The organism is Nitrosomonas eutropha, assembly GCF_900116685.1.
GTDB classification, from domain to species: Bacteria; Pseudomonadota; Gammaproteobacteria; order Burkholderiales; family Nitrosomonadaceae; genus Nitrosomonas; species Nitrosomonas eutropha_A.
This window is the reverse complement of record NZ_FPBL01000009.1, coordinates 41,935-56,959: the sequence shown is the minus strand read 5'-3', so window position 1 is coordinate 56,959 and position 15,025 is coordinate 41,935. Positions and strand designations below refer to the sequence as shown.

Here is a 15,025-nt window from a genome sequence, read left to right as displayed (position 1 = left end):
ATACCTGCTGCCCAAAAACATCAGGCAATGGAGCGACCTGCCCGTTTACGCTCGTGTTCCAGCAGGAAGCGTTTACGGATACGGAGACTTTTCGGGGTAATCTCAACCAGCTCGTCATCCGTAATAAATTCGACTGCTGATTCCAACGTCAGCTGAATCGGTGGCGTCAATACAACCGCTTCATCATGGCCGGACGCTCGGATATTAGTCAGCTGTTTGCCCTTGATCGGGTTGACGACCAGATCATTCTCGCGGCTGTGTATGCCAATCACCATCCCTTCATAGACCGGCTCACCGGGGCTGACAAACATACGACCACGCTCCTGCAGTTTCCAGAGCGCGTAGGCCACTACCTCACCATATTCTGCCGAGATCAGCACGCCATTTTTACGTGAAGCAATATCCGGCCGCATTGGTGCGTATTCATCGAAGATATGACTTATGATGCCGGTGCCGCGCGTCAGTGTCATAAATTCGGATTGGAATCCGATCAAGCCCCGTGCAGGAATACGATAATCCAACCTGACCCGGCCGCGCCCGTCACTTACCATATCCAGCAGATCACCACGGCGTGTTCCCAATGTCTCCATAACCGCCCCCTGGTTGGTTTCATCGATATCAATAGTCAATATCTCGAACGGTTCGCACTTGACGCCATCCATTTCCCGGATAACCACCTTGGGGCGAGACACCGCCAGCTCATAGCCTTCCCGACGCATATTTTCAAGCAAAATTGTCAAATGCAGCTCACCACGCCCGGAAACAAGAAATGAATCAGTTTCGCCGGTTTCTTCCAGCTTTAATGCAACATTGGTCAGCAATTCTTTCTCAAGGCGCTCACGCAACTGACGGCTGGTAATAAATTTACCCTCCTTGCCGGCAAAAGGTGAAGTATTGACCTGAAAATTCATTGAAAGCGTTGGTTCATCAACCTTCGGCATCGGCAAGGCTTCCGGACGATCGGTATCCGCTAGCGTCGTGCCAATACTGAGCTCATCAATCCCACTGATCAGCACAATTTCGCCCGCAGCTGCTTCGTTCAACAGAACTCGATCCAGCCCGCTAAAACCAGATATCTGATTGACACGCGCTTTTTTCGACGTTTGCCCGCCCGTCATCACCATAACTTCCTGCCCCGATTTCAGGCGGCCGCGACTGATTCTGCCAATACCAAGACGCCCCACAAAACTGGAGTAATCAAGTGCGCTGATTTGCAGTTGCAGCGGTTGATCAGGATCTCCCACCGGTACCGGCACATGCTTGAGTATCAGATCAAACAACGGGCGCATATCGCTGCCGGGTTGTTTGGGATCCAATGTGGCATAACCATTGAGCCCGGAAGCGTAGATCACCGGGAAATCCAGTTGTTCTTCGGTAGCATTCAATTTATCGAACAAATCAAATGTCTGGTTCACCACCCAGTCCGGCCGGGCACCGGGACGATCTATCTTGTTAATCACCACAATCGGGCGCAAACCGGCTGCCAGCGCCTTGCGGGTGACGAAACGGGTTTGCGGCATAGGGCCCTCAACCGCATCCACCAGTAACAACACACCATCTACCATCGACAGCACACGCTCGACTTCTCCACCAAAATCGGCGTGGCCTGGGGTATCCACAATATTGATGTGTACACCAGCATAGTCAATTGCACAATTCTTGGAAAAAATCGTGATTCCGCGTTCGCGCTCAATATCATCAGAATCCATCACCCGTTCAGCAATGTGCTGGTGAGCAGCAAAGGTGCCGGCCTGATGCAGCAGCTTATCCACCATCGTGGTTTTGCCATGGTCCACATGGGCGATAATGGCGATATTACGGAGCAGGCGTGTCATAATTGAAAGTTCCTCGGAAATCAGCCCGGGCAATCCCGGATAAACTGTTGATTATAACAGTGTTCGAACTGTCAGACTGACCGGGGCATTATCTATTTACAATGGAATTTGTTTCAAAACCCGGGAAAAGGCATGTTTACTGGAATCATCAAAGCGGTCGGCAGTATCAGGCACGTCTGTCCCAAAGAAAGTACTGTTCGTATTCATATTGATCCCGGCAAACTGGATCTCACAGACATCGCCATCGGAGATAGTATTGCCGTCAATGGCGCCTGTCTGACAGTCACTGCATTTGAGGAAGAGTGCTTCACCGTCGATGTATCCGGTGAAACCTTGAGTTGTACGCATGGTCTGGATATTCCCGGCAATCCGGTCAATCTGGAAAAAGCGCTGCGATTTTCCGATCGGCTGGATGGTCACCTGGTTAGCGGACATGTGGAAGGAATCGGCGAGGTTGTACAATTCACACAAGCAGGTGATCGCTGCCTGCTAGCAATCCAGCCGCCGCCGCAATTGTTTAAATATATTATCCCCAAGGGGTCAATTACGGTCGATGGCGTCAGCCTTACGGTGAATCAGGTGACATCTGAACGGGTTGAAATCAACCTTATTCCCCATACATTAGCTAATACAACTTTCAAACAGTTTGAATCCGGCAGAAAAGTGAATCTCGAAACCGATATGATAGCAAAATACGTGGCACGTTTACTCGATCAGGCACAAGGCAAGCAAGCATGACAATCTCATCGATTGAAGAAGTTCTGACAGATTTCAAAGATGGAAAGATGGTTATTCTCATCGACGAGGAAAATCGTGAGAATGAGGGCGATCTGGTACTGGCGGCTGATTTTATTACACCCGAAGCAATCAATTTCATGGCCAGATACGGCAGGGGATTAATCTGCCTGACATTGACGGAAGAACGCTGCCATCAGCTTAAACTGCCCATGATGGTTGCCGACAATCATTCGCCACTGGGTACCAATTTCACCGCCTCAATTGAAGCGGCCAGCGGTGTGACAACCGGTATTTCCGCAGCCGATCGCGCCCGTACTGTTCAAACAGCCGTCCGAACGGATGCTAAACCGGAAGACCTGGTGCAACCCGGCCATATTTTTCCACTCAAGGCGCAGAAAGGTGGAGTGCTGGCACGCGCTGGCCATACCGAAGCAGGCTGTGATTTGGGGCGGCTGGTGGGTTTAACCGAGGCCGCAGTAATTTGCGAGATTCTGAAAGAAAACGGTGAAATGGCACGGCTGCCAGATCTAATCGAATTCTCCGACAAGCACCATCTCAAGATCGGGACAATTGCTGATCTCATTCATTATCGCCGTCTCACGGAAAGCCTGATCACACGGACGACTGAACGCCCCCTGCAAACTGCTCACGGAGAATTCAGACTGATTGCTTACCATGATAAGATTGCCGGCGTTACCCATCTCGCGCTGGCAAAAGGGACATGGAATGCCGGTGAGGAAGTACTGGTACGGGTACATGAACCGCTGACGGTGATTGATCTGCTGGAAATTGATGACCACACCCACTCCTGGAGCATTCATGATGCAATGGCAGCCATCGCACATGCTGGAAAGGGCGTAGTCGTACTGTTACAGCGCAAAAATGATGCCAGCGTATTGGCTGAGCAGATTCTGCAGACCACACCGCATCCGGCAGACAACCCCATATCTGATCTGCGTCATCATGGTATCGGTGCGCAGATTCTTAAAGACTTGGGTATCAGCAAAATGCGCCTGTTGGCAACTCCTCGCAGAATGCCCAGTATGACCGGCTTTGGCCTGGAAGTTACCGGGTATCTGGAACCGGGAGATTGCTATCGCGCATAAGAACCTGTTCAAGATTTCGATCAAGGGATGCAGTGCAAGGCAAAATTGAACGAGAAAGCAGAGCATACTTGAAGTATGTGAGTGAACATTTTGAGTTCAATTTCAACGCCGTAATGCGCCCTTCAGTGAGATATTGAACAGGTTATAAGGCATTTTTGCTATCAGTTTCCGGCCACAAGGCCAATCAACTAACTTTAAAACAAAGTGCAGAGAGGTGCGTCTTTTATGTCCTACTATGACAATATTCTCGAAATAGATTCAGACCTTAATGGAAACGGGCTGTGCATCGGTATTGTCATGAGCCGTTTTAATATTGATGTGAGCGAAGGGTTGCTTAGCGCCTGCACAGCGGAACTTGCCAGACTGGGCGTGCAGGAAGCGGATATCGTTTTGGTAACTGTACCCGGTGCGCTGGAGATTCCGCTTGCGCTACAAAAACTCGCCATATCTGACCGGTACGATGCCCTGATTGCTCTGGGTGCAGTCATTCATGGTGAAACCTATCATTTTGACGTAGTGGCCAATGAATCGGCACGCGGGTTGGTAGCAGTCGGACTGGAATACGACATTCCCATTGCAAATGGCATTCTTACAACGGACAACGAAGATCAAGCCACTGCCCGCATGGCCGAAAAGGGGGCTGAAACCGCGCGTGTCGCGGTGGAAATGGCTAATCTGCTATTAACGCTTGGCGAAATGGATCAATCCACCCCCCCTTCATGATACCAACAGACACTGTTCCACCACCCAAACCAGCACAAGGACACAAAGGCTATAAAAATCGCCGGCGTCTATCACGTGAGCTGGCCTTACAGGGAATTTACCAATGGCGTCTTGCCGGGGGAAATGCTCGGGAAATTGACCTGCAACTGCAACGGGTCAATTTTTACAGCAAAGCGGATGGCTCCTACTTTTCCGATTTGCTGCAGGGCGTGCTGGAACATTCCAGTGATCTGGAAGCGCAAATCCAAACTTACCTTGATCGCCAGCTGGCAGAACTGAGTCCGGTAGAATGTTCGATTCTCTTAATTGGTACCTATGAAATGGTGCATCATCCTGAGATACCCTGTCGGGCTATCATCAACGAGGCAATAGAACTAGCCAAGAGTTATGGCGGGACAGATGGGCACAAATACGTCAACGGCGTACTGGACAAACTGGCCGTCCGGTTACGTGCTGCCGAACTTCAATCCACCCCTGCCCGGAATAAGGATCCACACTAAACTCTAAACTCGGCTATTACGCTGATAGCAGAATCTCTCTGAAAATTTGGTTATACAAAATAAAGAACAGGAAAAGAGGTGCTGTTTTCTGTTTTCTCATCTTCGTGAGCCGCAACACGGCGAGGTAATCCAGGATGGCTGCAGCCCGCAATAACGTTTATCGGCTTATCTAACTTTTCATAAATGGTATAGCCATGAACTCCGAGTTTGATGTCATTGATCGCTATTTTTCGCGCCCTTCGCGCAATGCATTACTGGGGCCAGGAGATGACGCCGCACTGATTACCTGCAAATCAGGAATAAATTGGGCTGTATCGGTCGATACACTGGTCGTGGGACGACATTTTTTTTCCGATGTTGAACCTTCCACGCTAGGTCACAAGGTATTGGCCGTTAATCTTTCCGATATGGCTGCCATGGGCGCTACACCTCGCTGGATAACGCTTTCTCTGACATTAACTGAAACACTCGCGCAGAATGATACTTGGCTTAAGGCTTTTTCCAGCGGATTTTTCACGCTAGCAGATCAGTATCAGGTCGAATTGATCGGCGGAGATACCACCAGCGGCCCACTCAATATTGGCGTACAGATCATTGGCGAAGTCGAGCAAGGCAATGCCCTCCGGCGAAGTGACGCCAAGCCGGGAGACGATATCTGGGTATCCGGTTTTCTGGGGGACGCTGCCCTGGCGCTGCAATTCCTGCAACAGCATATAACACTGACAGAGCATGAGGCAGCTCCTTGCCTGATCGCATTGCACACTCCCACACCGCGTGTTGCCCTTGGGAAAGCGCTGATAAATGTGGCGCATAGTGCAATTGATATTTCCGATGGCCTACTGGCTGATCTCGGCCATATTCTGGAACGATCTGATGTTGCCGCCACAGTTGATTTCGACCGCATTCCCTGCTCCCCGACTTTAAAAAACAAACTACAACAGGAAAATACCGCTCGGCAATTGGCTATTGACTGTTTATTATCAGGCGGTGATGATTATGAACTGTGTTTCACCGTACCAGAAAACAGGCATGATGTCATTGCACAGCTTGCGCAGCAAACCGGCGTGAAACTCTCCCGCATCGGAAAAATCGTGCCGGGAAAAGGATTGGCCGTACTAAACGCCAATGGTAACCCGCTAATTTTTAATAAAAAAGGCTATGATCACTTCCTTACCCGATGACTATTCACCACGACGTCAAACTCCACTAAAACCAGATATTACCTTTGTGCATGTCCGGCTGGCGCATTTCATTGCAATGGGCGCTGGTGTTGGTCTCATCCGCTACGCTCCGGGCACCTTCGGCACACTTGCCGCCATCCCTCTTTTCCAGCTTTTGGATTCGACCCTCGAACCCGTTTCAGTGCTGCTGATCATTGATGTTTTTTTCATCCTGGGGATCTGGGCATGCGCAGTCACCGGACGAGCGCTCAATTCACCCGATCATTCCGGCATGGTATGGGATGAAATCGTTGCCTTCATGCTGGTGCTATTTTTTACACCGGATCACTGGATATGGCAGCTGACCGCTTTCCTGTTATTCCGGTTCTTTGATATTGTCAAACCTGCACCCATCGACTATCTGGACAGCAAACTTAAAGGTGGATTCGGCGTCATGCTGGATGACCTGCTGGCAGCGTTTTATACCTTGCTTTGCCTCGCAGGCTGGAAATCAATCATTTTGTATGAAAGTTACTTTTGAGTCATACCCAAATCATTCCGGATGATGTAGCGCTGCTGGAACTCGCCCGACAAACCGGACAAACTCTCAAAAACAACGGGTTGAAGCTGGTTTCAGTAGAATCCTGTACCGGCGGCTGGATCGGGCAGATCGTCACCGCCATTCCCGGCAGCTCCATCTGGTATGACTGCGGCTTCATTACCTACAGCAATTTAGCCAAACAGCAGCTGTTGCGTGTACAACCACAAACGCTGACACAGTTTGGCGCAGTTTCCGAACAAATCGCACGCGAAATGGCGCAAGGCGCGCTCACGATGAGCCAGGCTCAGGTTGCAGTATCCGTAACCGGCATCGCCGGCCCTACCGGCGGTTCCACAGAAAAACCGGTCGGCACCGTTTGTTTCGCCTGGATACTGGAGAATTCATTCACAACTGCTGCAAACAGTAAAACCTGCCGGTTCTGCGGTGATCGCGAAGCCATCCGGCGACAATCCGTCGCCACGGCACTGCAAGGCACTCTTGAATTATTGAGAAATTCTGCATCTCTATCTCTTGCCTAATTCCATTCCCAAATCAAAAATGACACGAAGGCGAGCCGCAGACAGTATAAATAATACGACTAGGCGAAGCCGATAAAGTTAGTTTTGATTTAGAAATGGAATAAGAACCTGTTTAAGGTCTCGATCAAGGGATGCAGTGCAAGGCAAAATTGGACGAGAAAGCAGAGCATACTTGAAGTATGTGAGCATTTTTAGTTCAATTTCAACGCCGTAATATACCCTTCAGTGAGATATTAAACAGGTTCTAAGCAAGCAGGATTGTCCCCAACAATTGAACCTGGAACCAGATCCAATCATCTGTGTGTTTAATTTGTGCCTCTGTTAGAATCAGCGTGGGAAGTTGGTCAGACAGTCGCTGCCTGGTAACAGGGAGAGGAAAGTCCGGGCTCCATAGAGCAGGATGCCGGTTAACGGCCGGCCGCCGTAAGGCGAGGAACAGGGCCACAGAGACGAGCGTATTAAGTTACGGTGAAACGCGGTAACCTCCATCCGGAGCAAGATCAAATAGGCAGATGATAACGCTGCTCGCCGAGTCTGCGGGTAGATCGCTTGAGCATACGGGTAACTGTATGCCTAGAGGAATGACTGTCCACGACAGAACCCGGCTTATCGACCGGCTTCCCCCTTGGATATTTCCGAGAAATGCCACTTCGCCATCACAAACAAAGCCGTCCGGCTGCATTCGCGGCCAAAGCCCACAGTTTCATAATAACAGTTACCGGTTTTTATTCAGATTGTCCAATAAAAAAGGGGCAGATTGCTCTGCCCCTTTCTACAGCTTGATTAACTAATGTTATCCATTAGAAATCGTGACGTACACCAACTGAGTAAACGTTACGGTCAGCATCTACGCCAGCAGGGAGGTTTCTATCTTTTACCCAGACGCGCTGATAACCACCAAACAGACTGGAGCGACGGCTCAGGTTATGAATCACACCCACGGTAATGTTTTCAACGTTACGTTTTTGGGCATCAGGAAGGAACGGATCATTATAATGATTCTTTTTAGCTCTGGTCATACCGCCCTGTGCAATTAACATGGTGTTGCCAATGGTATAGTCCGCACCGAGGATCCACAAATCACCATTCCCACCAGCATTCATAGCCGAATTACACTGGCCACGGCCACGATCAGCAGACAAAGTTGGATTAGCTAAACTGTAGTCTCCAAAAGCTGATGCCTGGGTACAGCTGGCTGCCCCACCATACGGATTAGCGTTGACTACATGCTCATACTGACCACGCAGACGAAAATCCTCCACGCTGATGATTGCACCACCACGCCAGATTTGTTCATCTTTCAATCTATCGCCTGTACTCGCTAGATAAGCTTGTTTTCCCCATTTACTTACATTATCCCGGGAATAGGCACCAAAGATATCCACACCAACAATGTCAAATTGACCACTGTATTTGGCACCAACCTGGAAATCCCACTCACCATTCTCACCACCAGCATTTTCTGGATTTAGCAATGAATCGTTTTTATCGGCATCACCCGGCATCAGCAAACCAGCTACGGAGAAGCCTTCTACTACCGGTGAATCAAAACGTACTGCACTTTTAACGAAGCCATGTTCACCCGAGCCATAGCCATTAGCAGAAGATACCATCAAACCACCGCTACCATTGGCGTGCAGACTGGTTTCAGCAAACGGATCAACTGTAAGGCCACCAGCGAAATCACGCAGCACAGATTGAACGCGACCAAATTTGAGTTCACCCCATTGATCACCACCTAATCCCACCCATTGCTCACGTGCGGTGTTATGAAGATCTCCTCCCGGATTGAGTGCGTATTCGATACGACCCAGCGCACGCAGACCCATACCCAGATCTTCAGCAATCTGCAGACCCCAGCGGGATTGCAGTGCATCATCCGCTACAGCGGTCTGTGCATTGAATCCGTCAACATCAACGGTTGCATATTCAGCCTGCAAGCGGCCGAAAATGGTGACATGTGTACCATCGGCAACGGCAGTGAGCGGAACTGCCATCACGCCAGCGATTGCCAGTGCCATCAGTTTTTTATTCATTTGAAACTCTCCTTAAAGAAAAATACCTGGATCAATAAAGATGGACCTTGATTCTCTATACATCTACATTCTTTACTACTTCCGTTCCTGCCTGATCAGAGGTGTTGCATATCGCATACTTTTCCGAACAGAAGGGTTGAACGGATTGTGCCCAAGCAGAATCTGTTGTGCAACACCAAACCCGATTTTTATACTTTTTTCACTAAATTATGTTGTGTTATTGCAACACTCTCACTCTATTCATAAAAAAATCTGTTTTTTTACTGTGTATAAATCGGGGGAAGAGCTGGATCGCCACACCCAAGAAGAAGTATTTACCGGATTTCACATACATCAGGCGCAGATAAATCAATGGGAGCTTGCTGGTGTGAAGCAGAATGATGATAGGGTGATAAACGCAGCTTTATGCGGGTTTCTCCACGCAAGATACCTCTGGCCGCCGGTGCGAGTTGCAGGGTAAACCGTTCCCCGCCAGCAGTGAAATAACCCAGTGCCAGCAGGTGTCTGAATACGATGCGCCAGCCTTCGATGCTGAGTTCATGGCCGATACCAAAGGTGCTGACGCGATCATGTCCCCATTGCCTGATCCGGTCGGTCTGTTTTCCAGTCAGAACATCAATCAGATATTCCATGCCAAAATTCTGACCTGTCCGGTAAACGCAGGACAGTGCTTTCTGGGCAGCAATTGTGGCATCCTGAACGGGAGTGGTAGTCAGGCAGGCATCACAATTGCCACATGCCAGTTCACTGCTTGAATCAGATGGTTCGCCAAAATAGTCAAGCAATCGTGTTCTGCGACAGGCGGTTGTTTCACACAGCGCCAGCAACGCATCCAGCCGGGCGGTAGCGGCTTGCTTGACTGGAATGGATATTTGTCCTGTGCTGGATTCAGCCTGATAACGCAACCGGATAATATCGCTTGGCCCGTACACCATCCATGCATCGGCCGGCAGGCCATCCCGCCCGGCCCGGCCAGTTTCCTGATAATAGCTTTCAATACTTCTGGGCAAATCCAAGTGTGCAACAAAACGGATATCCGGTTTATCAATCCCCAGCCCGAATGCAGAGGTAGCGATCATGACAATGCCGTTCTCCCGCAGAAATTTTTTCTGGTGTTGTGTGCGTACAGGTGTTTCCATACCGGCATGGTAGGCAAGCGCCGGTATGTGATTAGCATTCAGCCAGGCGGCTGTTTCTTCAGTTTTTTTGCGGGATTGGCAATAAACGATACCCGCCTCGCCGGGATGCTGATTGCGGATAAAGTTCAACAGTTGTCGTCGGCTATTGGATCGGGCGGTAATGCGGTAACAGAGGTTGGGACGATCAAAACTACTGATGAAAGCACGTGCCTGGCCTAACTCAAGGCAACGCAGAATATCGCTGCGGGTTCTGGCATCGGCGCTGGCAGTCAGGGCGATACGCGGTACGCCCGGAAATTTTTCTGGCAGCATTGAAAGCCTGCCGTATTCTGGCCGAAAATCGTGCCCCCACTGGGAAACACAATGCGCCTCATCAATAGCAAACAGGGCAATGGGGATACGCTGCAGCAGTGCATGAAAGCGGTTGGTCAGTAATCTTTCCGGTGCGACGTAGACCAGATCGTAGTTGCCCGCCAGCATGCCTTGTTCGATTGCTGTTGCAGCTTCGGAAGTTTGCGTGGAATTAAGATATGTTGCCCGCACACCGCGTTCATGCAGGACAGAAACCTGATTTTCCATCAGCGCAATCAGTGGTGAAATGACAATGGCCACGCCATCCCGTAATAGTGCTGGTAGCTGGTAGCACAACGATTTACCGCCACCGGTCGGCATCAAAACCAGGCAACTGTTTCCGTTTGCGATATGGGAAATGATTTCAGCCTGCTGGCCGCGAAATTCAGTGTAACCAAAAATTTCTCTGAGCAGTGTTTGTGCGCGGACAGCCAGGGAAGTCATTTCCCGTCCATGAAGCGCTCCAGGTCGCGTCGCACCCGCTTGGTCGGCCGACCTTTACCAGCGTAACGCGGCGAAGTCGGCTGCGATTTGAGACTTTCTACCAGCGTTTCACGTGCTTGCTGACTTTCTTCCGTTTCCTGGTAAAACAGACGAGCTTCTGTAGCAGAGCGGCGCTGATTAGACAATACCAATACTTTCACCCGATGATGATACGGCCCAATGCGAATATCGAGCATATCGTCTATGTTCAGAATTCTGGATGGTTTCACTCGCATGCCGTTAATTTGCACCTGACCACGTTCAACCGCATCAGCGGCTTGCGAGCGCGTCTTGTAAAAACGGGCAGCAAACAACCATTTATCGATGCGGAGTTTCTCATCTGCGGCCCGGGCACTCTTTTCAGTCATGGCACATCTGGAGTGAATAGGTCAATAAAAAGCATAAGCTCCCTTGATGAGCATACTGAGCGCAATGCACCAAGTCAGAATGGCAAAGCCACGTTGCAACTTGGCTTCATCAAAGTTGTGAGCATAGTGCTTGCCGATCAGCGTACCGGCAACTGTCCCCGCAGTAAAAGGCAGCGCAAGCGACCAGTTCATGAAGCCCATGGAGGTTGCCGAAATAACACCCGTCAAGGAGATCAGCGCTGTAATGGAAAGTGCGGTGGCGATCAGGGTTTTCATGGGTAAATCGGATACTTTTCTCAGCGCGGGGATGATGATGAATCCACCTCCCACACCCAGTAAACCGGATAAAAATCCGGTTGCAGCACCTGAAGCCAGCAATCCCTTAGCGCAAGGGATAGTCCATATCAAACGGCCGCTTTCCAGATTGAGCTGGCAGGGCGGAGAAACAGCCATTTCTGACTGTGCAGCAGATTCATGGCTCTTGCGATACATGTACCAGGCGGCATAAGTCAGTACCGCAGAGAACAATACTGTCAGCAATGCGTCAGGAAACTGCCGGGCTACCCATATTCCGGCGGGTGTAATCAGCATACCGGCACCTGCAATGAGACTGGCCGCCCGGTAACGCACAATTTTTTGCCTGAAGGATGAATAAGTAGCAACTGCCGCTGATACACCTACAGATAGCAAGGCAACTGGCGCGGCTTCCACTACAGTTGCATTCAGACCAAAAACCAGCAAGGGAACAGCAATAATTGCTCCTCCCGAACCGGTCAACCCCAGCACAAATCCCGTAAAAATGCCTGGAAAAATTCCCAGCCACTGAATTTCCATGCAGAAATCTATTTGGATTCAGTCGATCCTGCGAGCCACTCACGTCCTTTCAGCAGACAATCCCAGTATACCCATGGGAAAAGATTAACTTTCATCCACCAGTATAATTTTCTGGCAATAACCGGGTTAAGCGGAAAAGTTGGCAGTAATTTTCCGCCATAACCAAATTCCGCCAGAACCACTTTGCCATTTTCGACGGTCAACGGGCAAGCGCCATAACCATCGTAAACTGCGCGAAGTTCACGTCCTTCTTTCGCTGCCAGCATATTTTCAGCAACAATAACCACCTGCTTTCTGACTGCTGCCGCTGTTTTAGAGTTAGGAGCGGAACAGGCATCACCCAGTGAGAAAACATTGGAAAAACAAGTACTTTGCAGGGTTTTTGGATCAACTTCACAGAACCCGGCGGCATTTGCCAGCGCACTGTTACGCAGAAAATCTGGTGCAACCTGTGGTGGCGTGATGTGCAGCATATCAAACGGCTTATCGACACGGGTAACTTCCCCTGCCTCATTCTTGATTTCAAAGGTGGCAATTTTTTCCGGGCCGTTGACCTTAACCAGATTGGAATTAAATACCAGCCCGGCATGATATTTATGAACATACTCCATCAAGGGCGGCACAAATTCAGGAACCCCAAACAAAACTGCTCCTGCCAGATCGAATTCGACATCAATTTTGTCCAGAACACCATGGCGCTGCCAGTAATCACAGGACAAATACATCGCTTTCTGCGGGGCTCCAGCACATTTGATCGGCATTGGCGGTTGTGTAAACAGTGCCTTACCACCTTTAAGCTGTTGTACCAGTGACCAGGTATACGGTGCAAGATCAAACAGGTAGTTGGAAGTGACGCCATTTTTGCCCAGTGTTTCCTGAGCGCCTTCTATTTTTTCCCAGGCCAGGCGAATACCTGGACATATGATCAATTGGCGGTAGCCAACGGAACGGCCATCTGCCAGATGAACCAGATTTTTTTCAGGCGCAAATTCGGAGGCTGCTGCCTTGATCCACTCTGCACCGTGCGGCATGACATCAGCGGTATTGCGAGCGGTCTGATCAATGGCATAAGCACCGCCGCCGACCAGCGTCCAGGCAGGTTGATAATAATGTTTCTCGCTTGGTTCAATAACGGCAATGCGCAGGGATGAACGCCGACGCAGCAGACTTGCGGTTACCCCCAGACCAGCTGATCCGCCACCTACCACCACAACATCAAAAACATTGTCCCAGTTGCAAGCTGCGGCTGTTTCAGCCTGGCGTTTATCTACCGGTTCACAATAAGCAGCTGATGTTTCGTCTTCAGTATGGGCTGCATTGGCAGATGCAGTATTGATATCACGGGTGTAGAGTGCCTGGGCGCGATTGCCCGAACCGCAAAAAGCCAGCACGGGACCAGGCAACGTTTGCATCAACTGATGAAAGGCAGAACATTTATCATCTGAAACCTGGCCCACTTCAACTGGCATATAGGCAAATTGCAATCCTGCCGCCTTTGCTGCATTCTCCAATGCAGTATGAACTGGTTGACTTTCTCCGCCTTCTCCATCCGGACGATTACAAATAATCGATTTGTAACCTGCAGCCGCGATACCAGCGATATCATCCACGCTGATCTGGCCAGTGACTGCTATTTTTTTATCCAGTTCTTTCCATTTTGTTTCAGAGGTGACACTCATAGGGGTTACTCCTTACTTTGGTTTTTTTATTGCTGCCAGTTTGATACCGGCCGCGTATCGGTGTATATGGCGTGTGAACATGTTTCAGAGTTGAATTCAGATTCAATCTTGCTCTTCCGGGTGCAGTTTGGCAGCGTGAGCATTGCTGACGGAATGATATGATTCATCATGGTCGATTGTATTGTCCGAAATCGAATGATTTTCACTTCCGCAGTATAAGTCAAACAGTGTACCAATGATTTGTACTGCTTCCTGGCTGGCAAGGCTGTAATAAATATATTTTCCCCGGCGTTCGGTGGAGACAAGTTTTTCCTCGCGCAGTATGGTGAGTTGTTGAGACAGGGTAGGTTGCCGGATACCCAGCAACTGCTCCAGTTCTCCAACATTCCTCCTTCCCTGTATCAACTGACACAGGATTAGTAACCGATCTTCATTAGCCAGGATTTTCAGTATGGAGCAGGCTTTGATTGCAGCAGCCTTTTTTTTCACCATAGCCGACAAATCCGGCTGCTCGTATGAATCTGTCATTCTCTGCCAATATTTTTCTGCTGTCGATCATTCAATTTTGAATCAACCTGGCGGCATTTTTCCAGGCGATCGAAAATGACCATACCCAGCAGCATGGCCACTACAAAAATAATACCCCCGGAATGGCCTGATGCAGCCAGAACCAGACTTGGCCCCGGACAAAGACCAGCCAGTCCCCATCCTGCCCCGAACAACAAGCTGCCCAGGATCAGGTGACGATCAATCGTGCGAGAAATAGGCAAATGAAGCGGTGCGGACAACAGCGTTTGGCCACGCCGTTTTGCTGCCCTGAAAGCAAGAAATCCGATGCTGATCGCACCCAACATGACAAGCGCCAGCGAAGGATCCCAGGATCCGGCAACGTCCAAAAATGCCAGCACTTTTGCAGGATCTGTCATGCCGGACAAAATCAGCCCCAAACCGAAAATCAGGCCAGAAAGTAATGCGACAATTAAGATAAACATA

At 49.8% G+C, this 15,025-nt stretch carries 15 protein-coding genes and 1 other RNA gene; 8 read left to right on the top strand and 8 right to left on the bottom strand.

What is annotated here, in order from left to right:
• Window positions 1–20: 20 nt before the first annotated feature.
• On the bottom strand, window positions 21–1,835 hold the full coding sequence (gene typA / locus BM331_RS09245) for a translational GTPase TypA (RefSeq protein WP_074929067.1): 1,815 nt from the start codon (window positions 1,833–1,835) through the stop codon (window positions 21–23).
• Window positions 1,836–1,967: 132 nt separating this feature from the next.
• On the opposite strand from typA, the gene BM331_RS09240 reads away from it, so the two are divergent.
• From BM331_RS09240 to rnpB, 8 genes are all read left to right on the top strand, one after another.
• Window positions 1,968–2,573 (top strand): riboflavin synthase, encoded by a 606-nt coding sequence (locus tag BM331_RS09240; RefSeq protein WP_074929066.1) that lies wholly within the window; start codon window positions 1,968–1,970, stop codon window positions 2,571–2,573.
• The gene (gene ribBA / locus BM331_RS09235; RefSeq protein WP_074929065.1) at window positions 2,570–3,679 is read left to right on the top strand and encodes a bifunctional 3,4-dihydroxy-2-butanone-4-phosphate synthase/GTP cyclohydrolase II; all 1,110 of its coding nucleotides are present in this window, start codon (window positions 2,570–2,572) and stop codon (window positions 3,677–3,679) included. Before BM331_RS09240 ends, ribBA begins: the two co-directional genes overlap by 4 nt.
• A gap of 225 nt (window positions 3,680–3,904) precedes the next feature.
• Window positions 3,905–4,402: a 6,7-dimethyl-8-ribityllumazine synthase gene (gene ribH, locus BM331_RS09230; RefSeq protein WP_074929064.1), complete on the top strand. Its 498-nt coding sequence runs from the start codon at window positions 3,905–3,907 to the stop codon at window positions 4,400–4,402.
• On the top strand, window positions 4,399–4,902 hold the full coding sequence (gene nusB / locus BM331_RS09225) for a transcription antitermination factor NusB (RefSeq protein WP_074929063.1): 504 nt from the start codon (window positions 4,399–4,401) through the stop codon (window positions 4,900–4,902). The genes ribH and nusB overlap by 4 nt, the downstream gene beginning before the upstream one ends.
• A gap of 194 nt (window positions 4,903–5,096) precedes the next feature.
• Window positions 5,097–6,083: a thiamine-phosphate kinase gene (gene thiL / locus BM331_RS09220; protein ID WP_074929062.1), complete on the top strand. Its 987-nt coding sequence runs from the start codon at window positions 5,097–5,099 to the stop codon at window positions 6,081–6,083.
• Complete coding sequence (locus tag BM331_RS09215) at window positions 6,061–6,603, top strand: phosphatidylglycerophosphatase A family protein (protein WP_074929061.1); 543 nt, start codon at window positions 6,061–6,063, stop codon at window positions 6,601–6,603. The genes thiL and BM331_RS09215 overlap by 23 nt, the downstream gene beginning before the upstream one ends.
• Entirely contained in the window at window positions 6,600–7,142 is a 543-nt protein-coding gene (locus tag BM331_RS09210; RefSeq protein WP_256214879.1) for a CinA family protein, read from the top strand. Before BM331_RS09215 ends, BM331_RS09210 begins: the two co-directional genes overlap by 4 nt.
• Window positions 7,143–7,478: 336 nt before the next feature.
• Window positions 7,479–7,767, top strand: an RNA gene (rnpB, locus tag BM331_RS09205) — RNase P RNA component class A.
• Between the two features lie 175 nt (window positions 7,768–7,942).
• Here rnpB and BM331_RS09200 read toward each other — a convergent pair.
• The 7 genes from BM331_RS09200 to BM331_RS09170 all read right to left on the bottom strand — a co-directional run bounded on the left by BM331_RS09200 (window position 7,943) and on the right by BM331_RS09170 (window position 15,024).
• Window positions 7,943–9,178 carry a porin gene (locus BM331_RS09200; protein ID WP_074929060.1) on the bottom strand — a complete coding sequence of 412 codons (1,236 nt, stop codon included), beginning with the start codon at window positions 9,176–9,178 and terminating at the stop codon, window positions 7,943–7,945.
• Window positions 9,179–9,492: 314 nt separating this feature from the next.
• Entirely contained in the window at window positions 9,493–11,112 is a 1,620-nt protein-coding gene (recQ, locus tag BM331_RS09195; protein WP_074929059.1) for a DNA helicase RecQ, read from the bottom strand.
• Window positions 11,109–11,519 (bottom strand): RNA-binding S4 domain-containing protein, encoded by a 411-nt coding sequence (locus BM331_RS09190; protein WP_074929058.1) that lies wholly within the window; start codon window positions 11,517–11,519, stop codon window positions 11,109–11,111. Before BM331_RS09190 ends, recQ begins: the two co-directional genes overlap by 4 nt.
• Before the next feature lie 21 nt (window positions 11,520–11,540).
• Window positions 11,541–12,353 (bottom strand): sulfite exporter TauE/SafE family protein, encoded by an 813-nt coding sequence (locus BM331_RS09185; protein ID WP_074929057.1) that lies wholly within the window; start codon window positions 12,351–12,353, stop codon window positions 11,541–11,543.
• Window positions 12,354–12,361: 8 nt separating this feature from the next.
• Complete coding sequence (locus BM331_RS09180; protein ID WP_074929056.1) at window positions 12,362–14,032, bottom strand: bifunctional protein tyrosine phosphatase family protein/NAD(P)/FAD-dependent oxidoreductase; 1,671 nt, start codon at window positions 14,030–14,032, stop codon at window positions 12,362–12,364.
• Between the two features lie 102 nt (window positions 14,033–14,134).
• Window positions 14,135–14,560, bottom strand: a complete 426-nt coding sequence (locus BM331_RS09175) for an ArsR/SmtB family transcription factor (RefSeq protein WP_074929055.1) — start codon at window positions 14,558–14,560, stop codon at window positions 14,135–14,137.
• Complete coding sequence (locus BM331_RS09170) at window positions 14,557–15,024, bottom strand: YeeE/YedE family protein (protein ID WP_074929054.1); 468 nt, start codon at window positions 15,022–15,024, stop codon at window positions 14,557–14,559. The genes BM331_RS09175 and BM331_RS09170 overlap by 4 nt, the downstream gene beginning before the upstream one ends.
• Between the last annotated feature and the right edge of the window lies 1 nt (window position 15,025).

What these genes read in the sequence shown, in the direction of transcription:
- ribBA (WP_074929065.1), top strand. Translation starts at nt 2,570, where the DNA reads ATGACAATCTCATCGATTGAAGAAGTTCTGACAGATTTCAAAGATGGA.
- BM331_RS09180 (WP_074929056.1), bottom strand. Translation starts at nt 14,032, where the DNA reads ATGAGTGTCACCTCTGAAACAAAATGGAAAGAACTGGATAAAAAAATA.
- thiL (WP_074929062.1), top strand. Translation starts at nt 5,097, where the DNA reads ATGAACTCCGAGTTTGATGTCATTGATCGCTATTTTTCGCGCCCTTCG.
- BM331_RS09170 (WP_074929054.1), bottom strand. Translation starts at nt 15,024, where the DNA reads ATGTTTATCTTAATTGTCGCATTACTTTCTGGCCTGATTTTCGGTTTG.
- BM331_RS09200 (WP_074929060.1), bottom strand. Translation starts at nt 9,178, where the DNA reads ATGAATAAAAAACTGATGGCACTGGCAATCGCTGGCGTGATGGCAGTT.
- BM331_RS09185 (WP_074929057.1), bottom strand. Translation starts at nt 12,353, where the DNA reads ATGGAAATTCAGTGGCTGGGAATTTTTCCAGGCATTTTTACGGGATTT.
- BM331_RS09215 (WP_074929061.1), top strand. Translation starts at nt 6,061, where the DNA reads ATGATCACTTCCTTACCCGATGACTATTCACCACGACGTCAAACTCCA.
- nusB (WP_074929063.1), top strand. Translation starts at nt 4,399, where the DNA reads ATGATACCAACAGACACTGTTCCACCACCCAAACCAGCACAAGGACAC.
- BM331_RS09240 (WP_074929066.1), top strand. Translation starts at nt 1,968, where the DNA reads ATGTTTACTGGAATCATCAAAGCGGTCGGCAGTATCAGGCACGTCTGT.
- BM331_RS09175 (WP_074929055.1), bottom strand. Translation starts at nt 14,560, where the DNA reads ATGACAGATTCATACGAGCAGCCGGATTTGTCGGCTATGGTGAAAAAA.
- recQ (WP_074929059.1), bottom strand. Translation starts at nt 11,112, where the DNA reads ATGACTTCCCTGGCTGTCCGCGCACAAACACTGCTCAGAGAAATTTTT.
- typA (WP_074929067.1), bottom strand. Translation starts at nt 1,835, where the DNA reads ATGACACGCCTGCTCCGTAATATCGCCATTATCGCCCATGTGGACCAT.
- ribH (WP_074929064.1), top strand. Translation starts at nt 3,905, where the DNA reads ATGTCCTACTATGACAATATTCTCGAAATAGATTCAGACCTTAATGGA.
- BM331_RS09190 (WP_074929058.1), bottom strand. Translation starts at nt 11,519, where the DNA reads ATGACTGAAAAGAGTGCCCGGGCCGCAGATGAGAAACTCCGCATCGAT.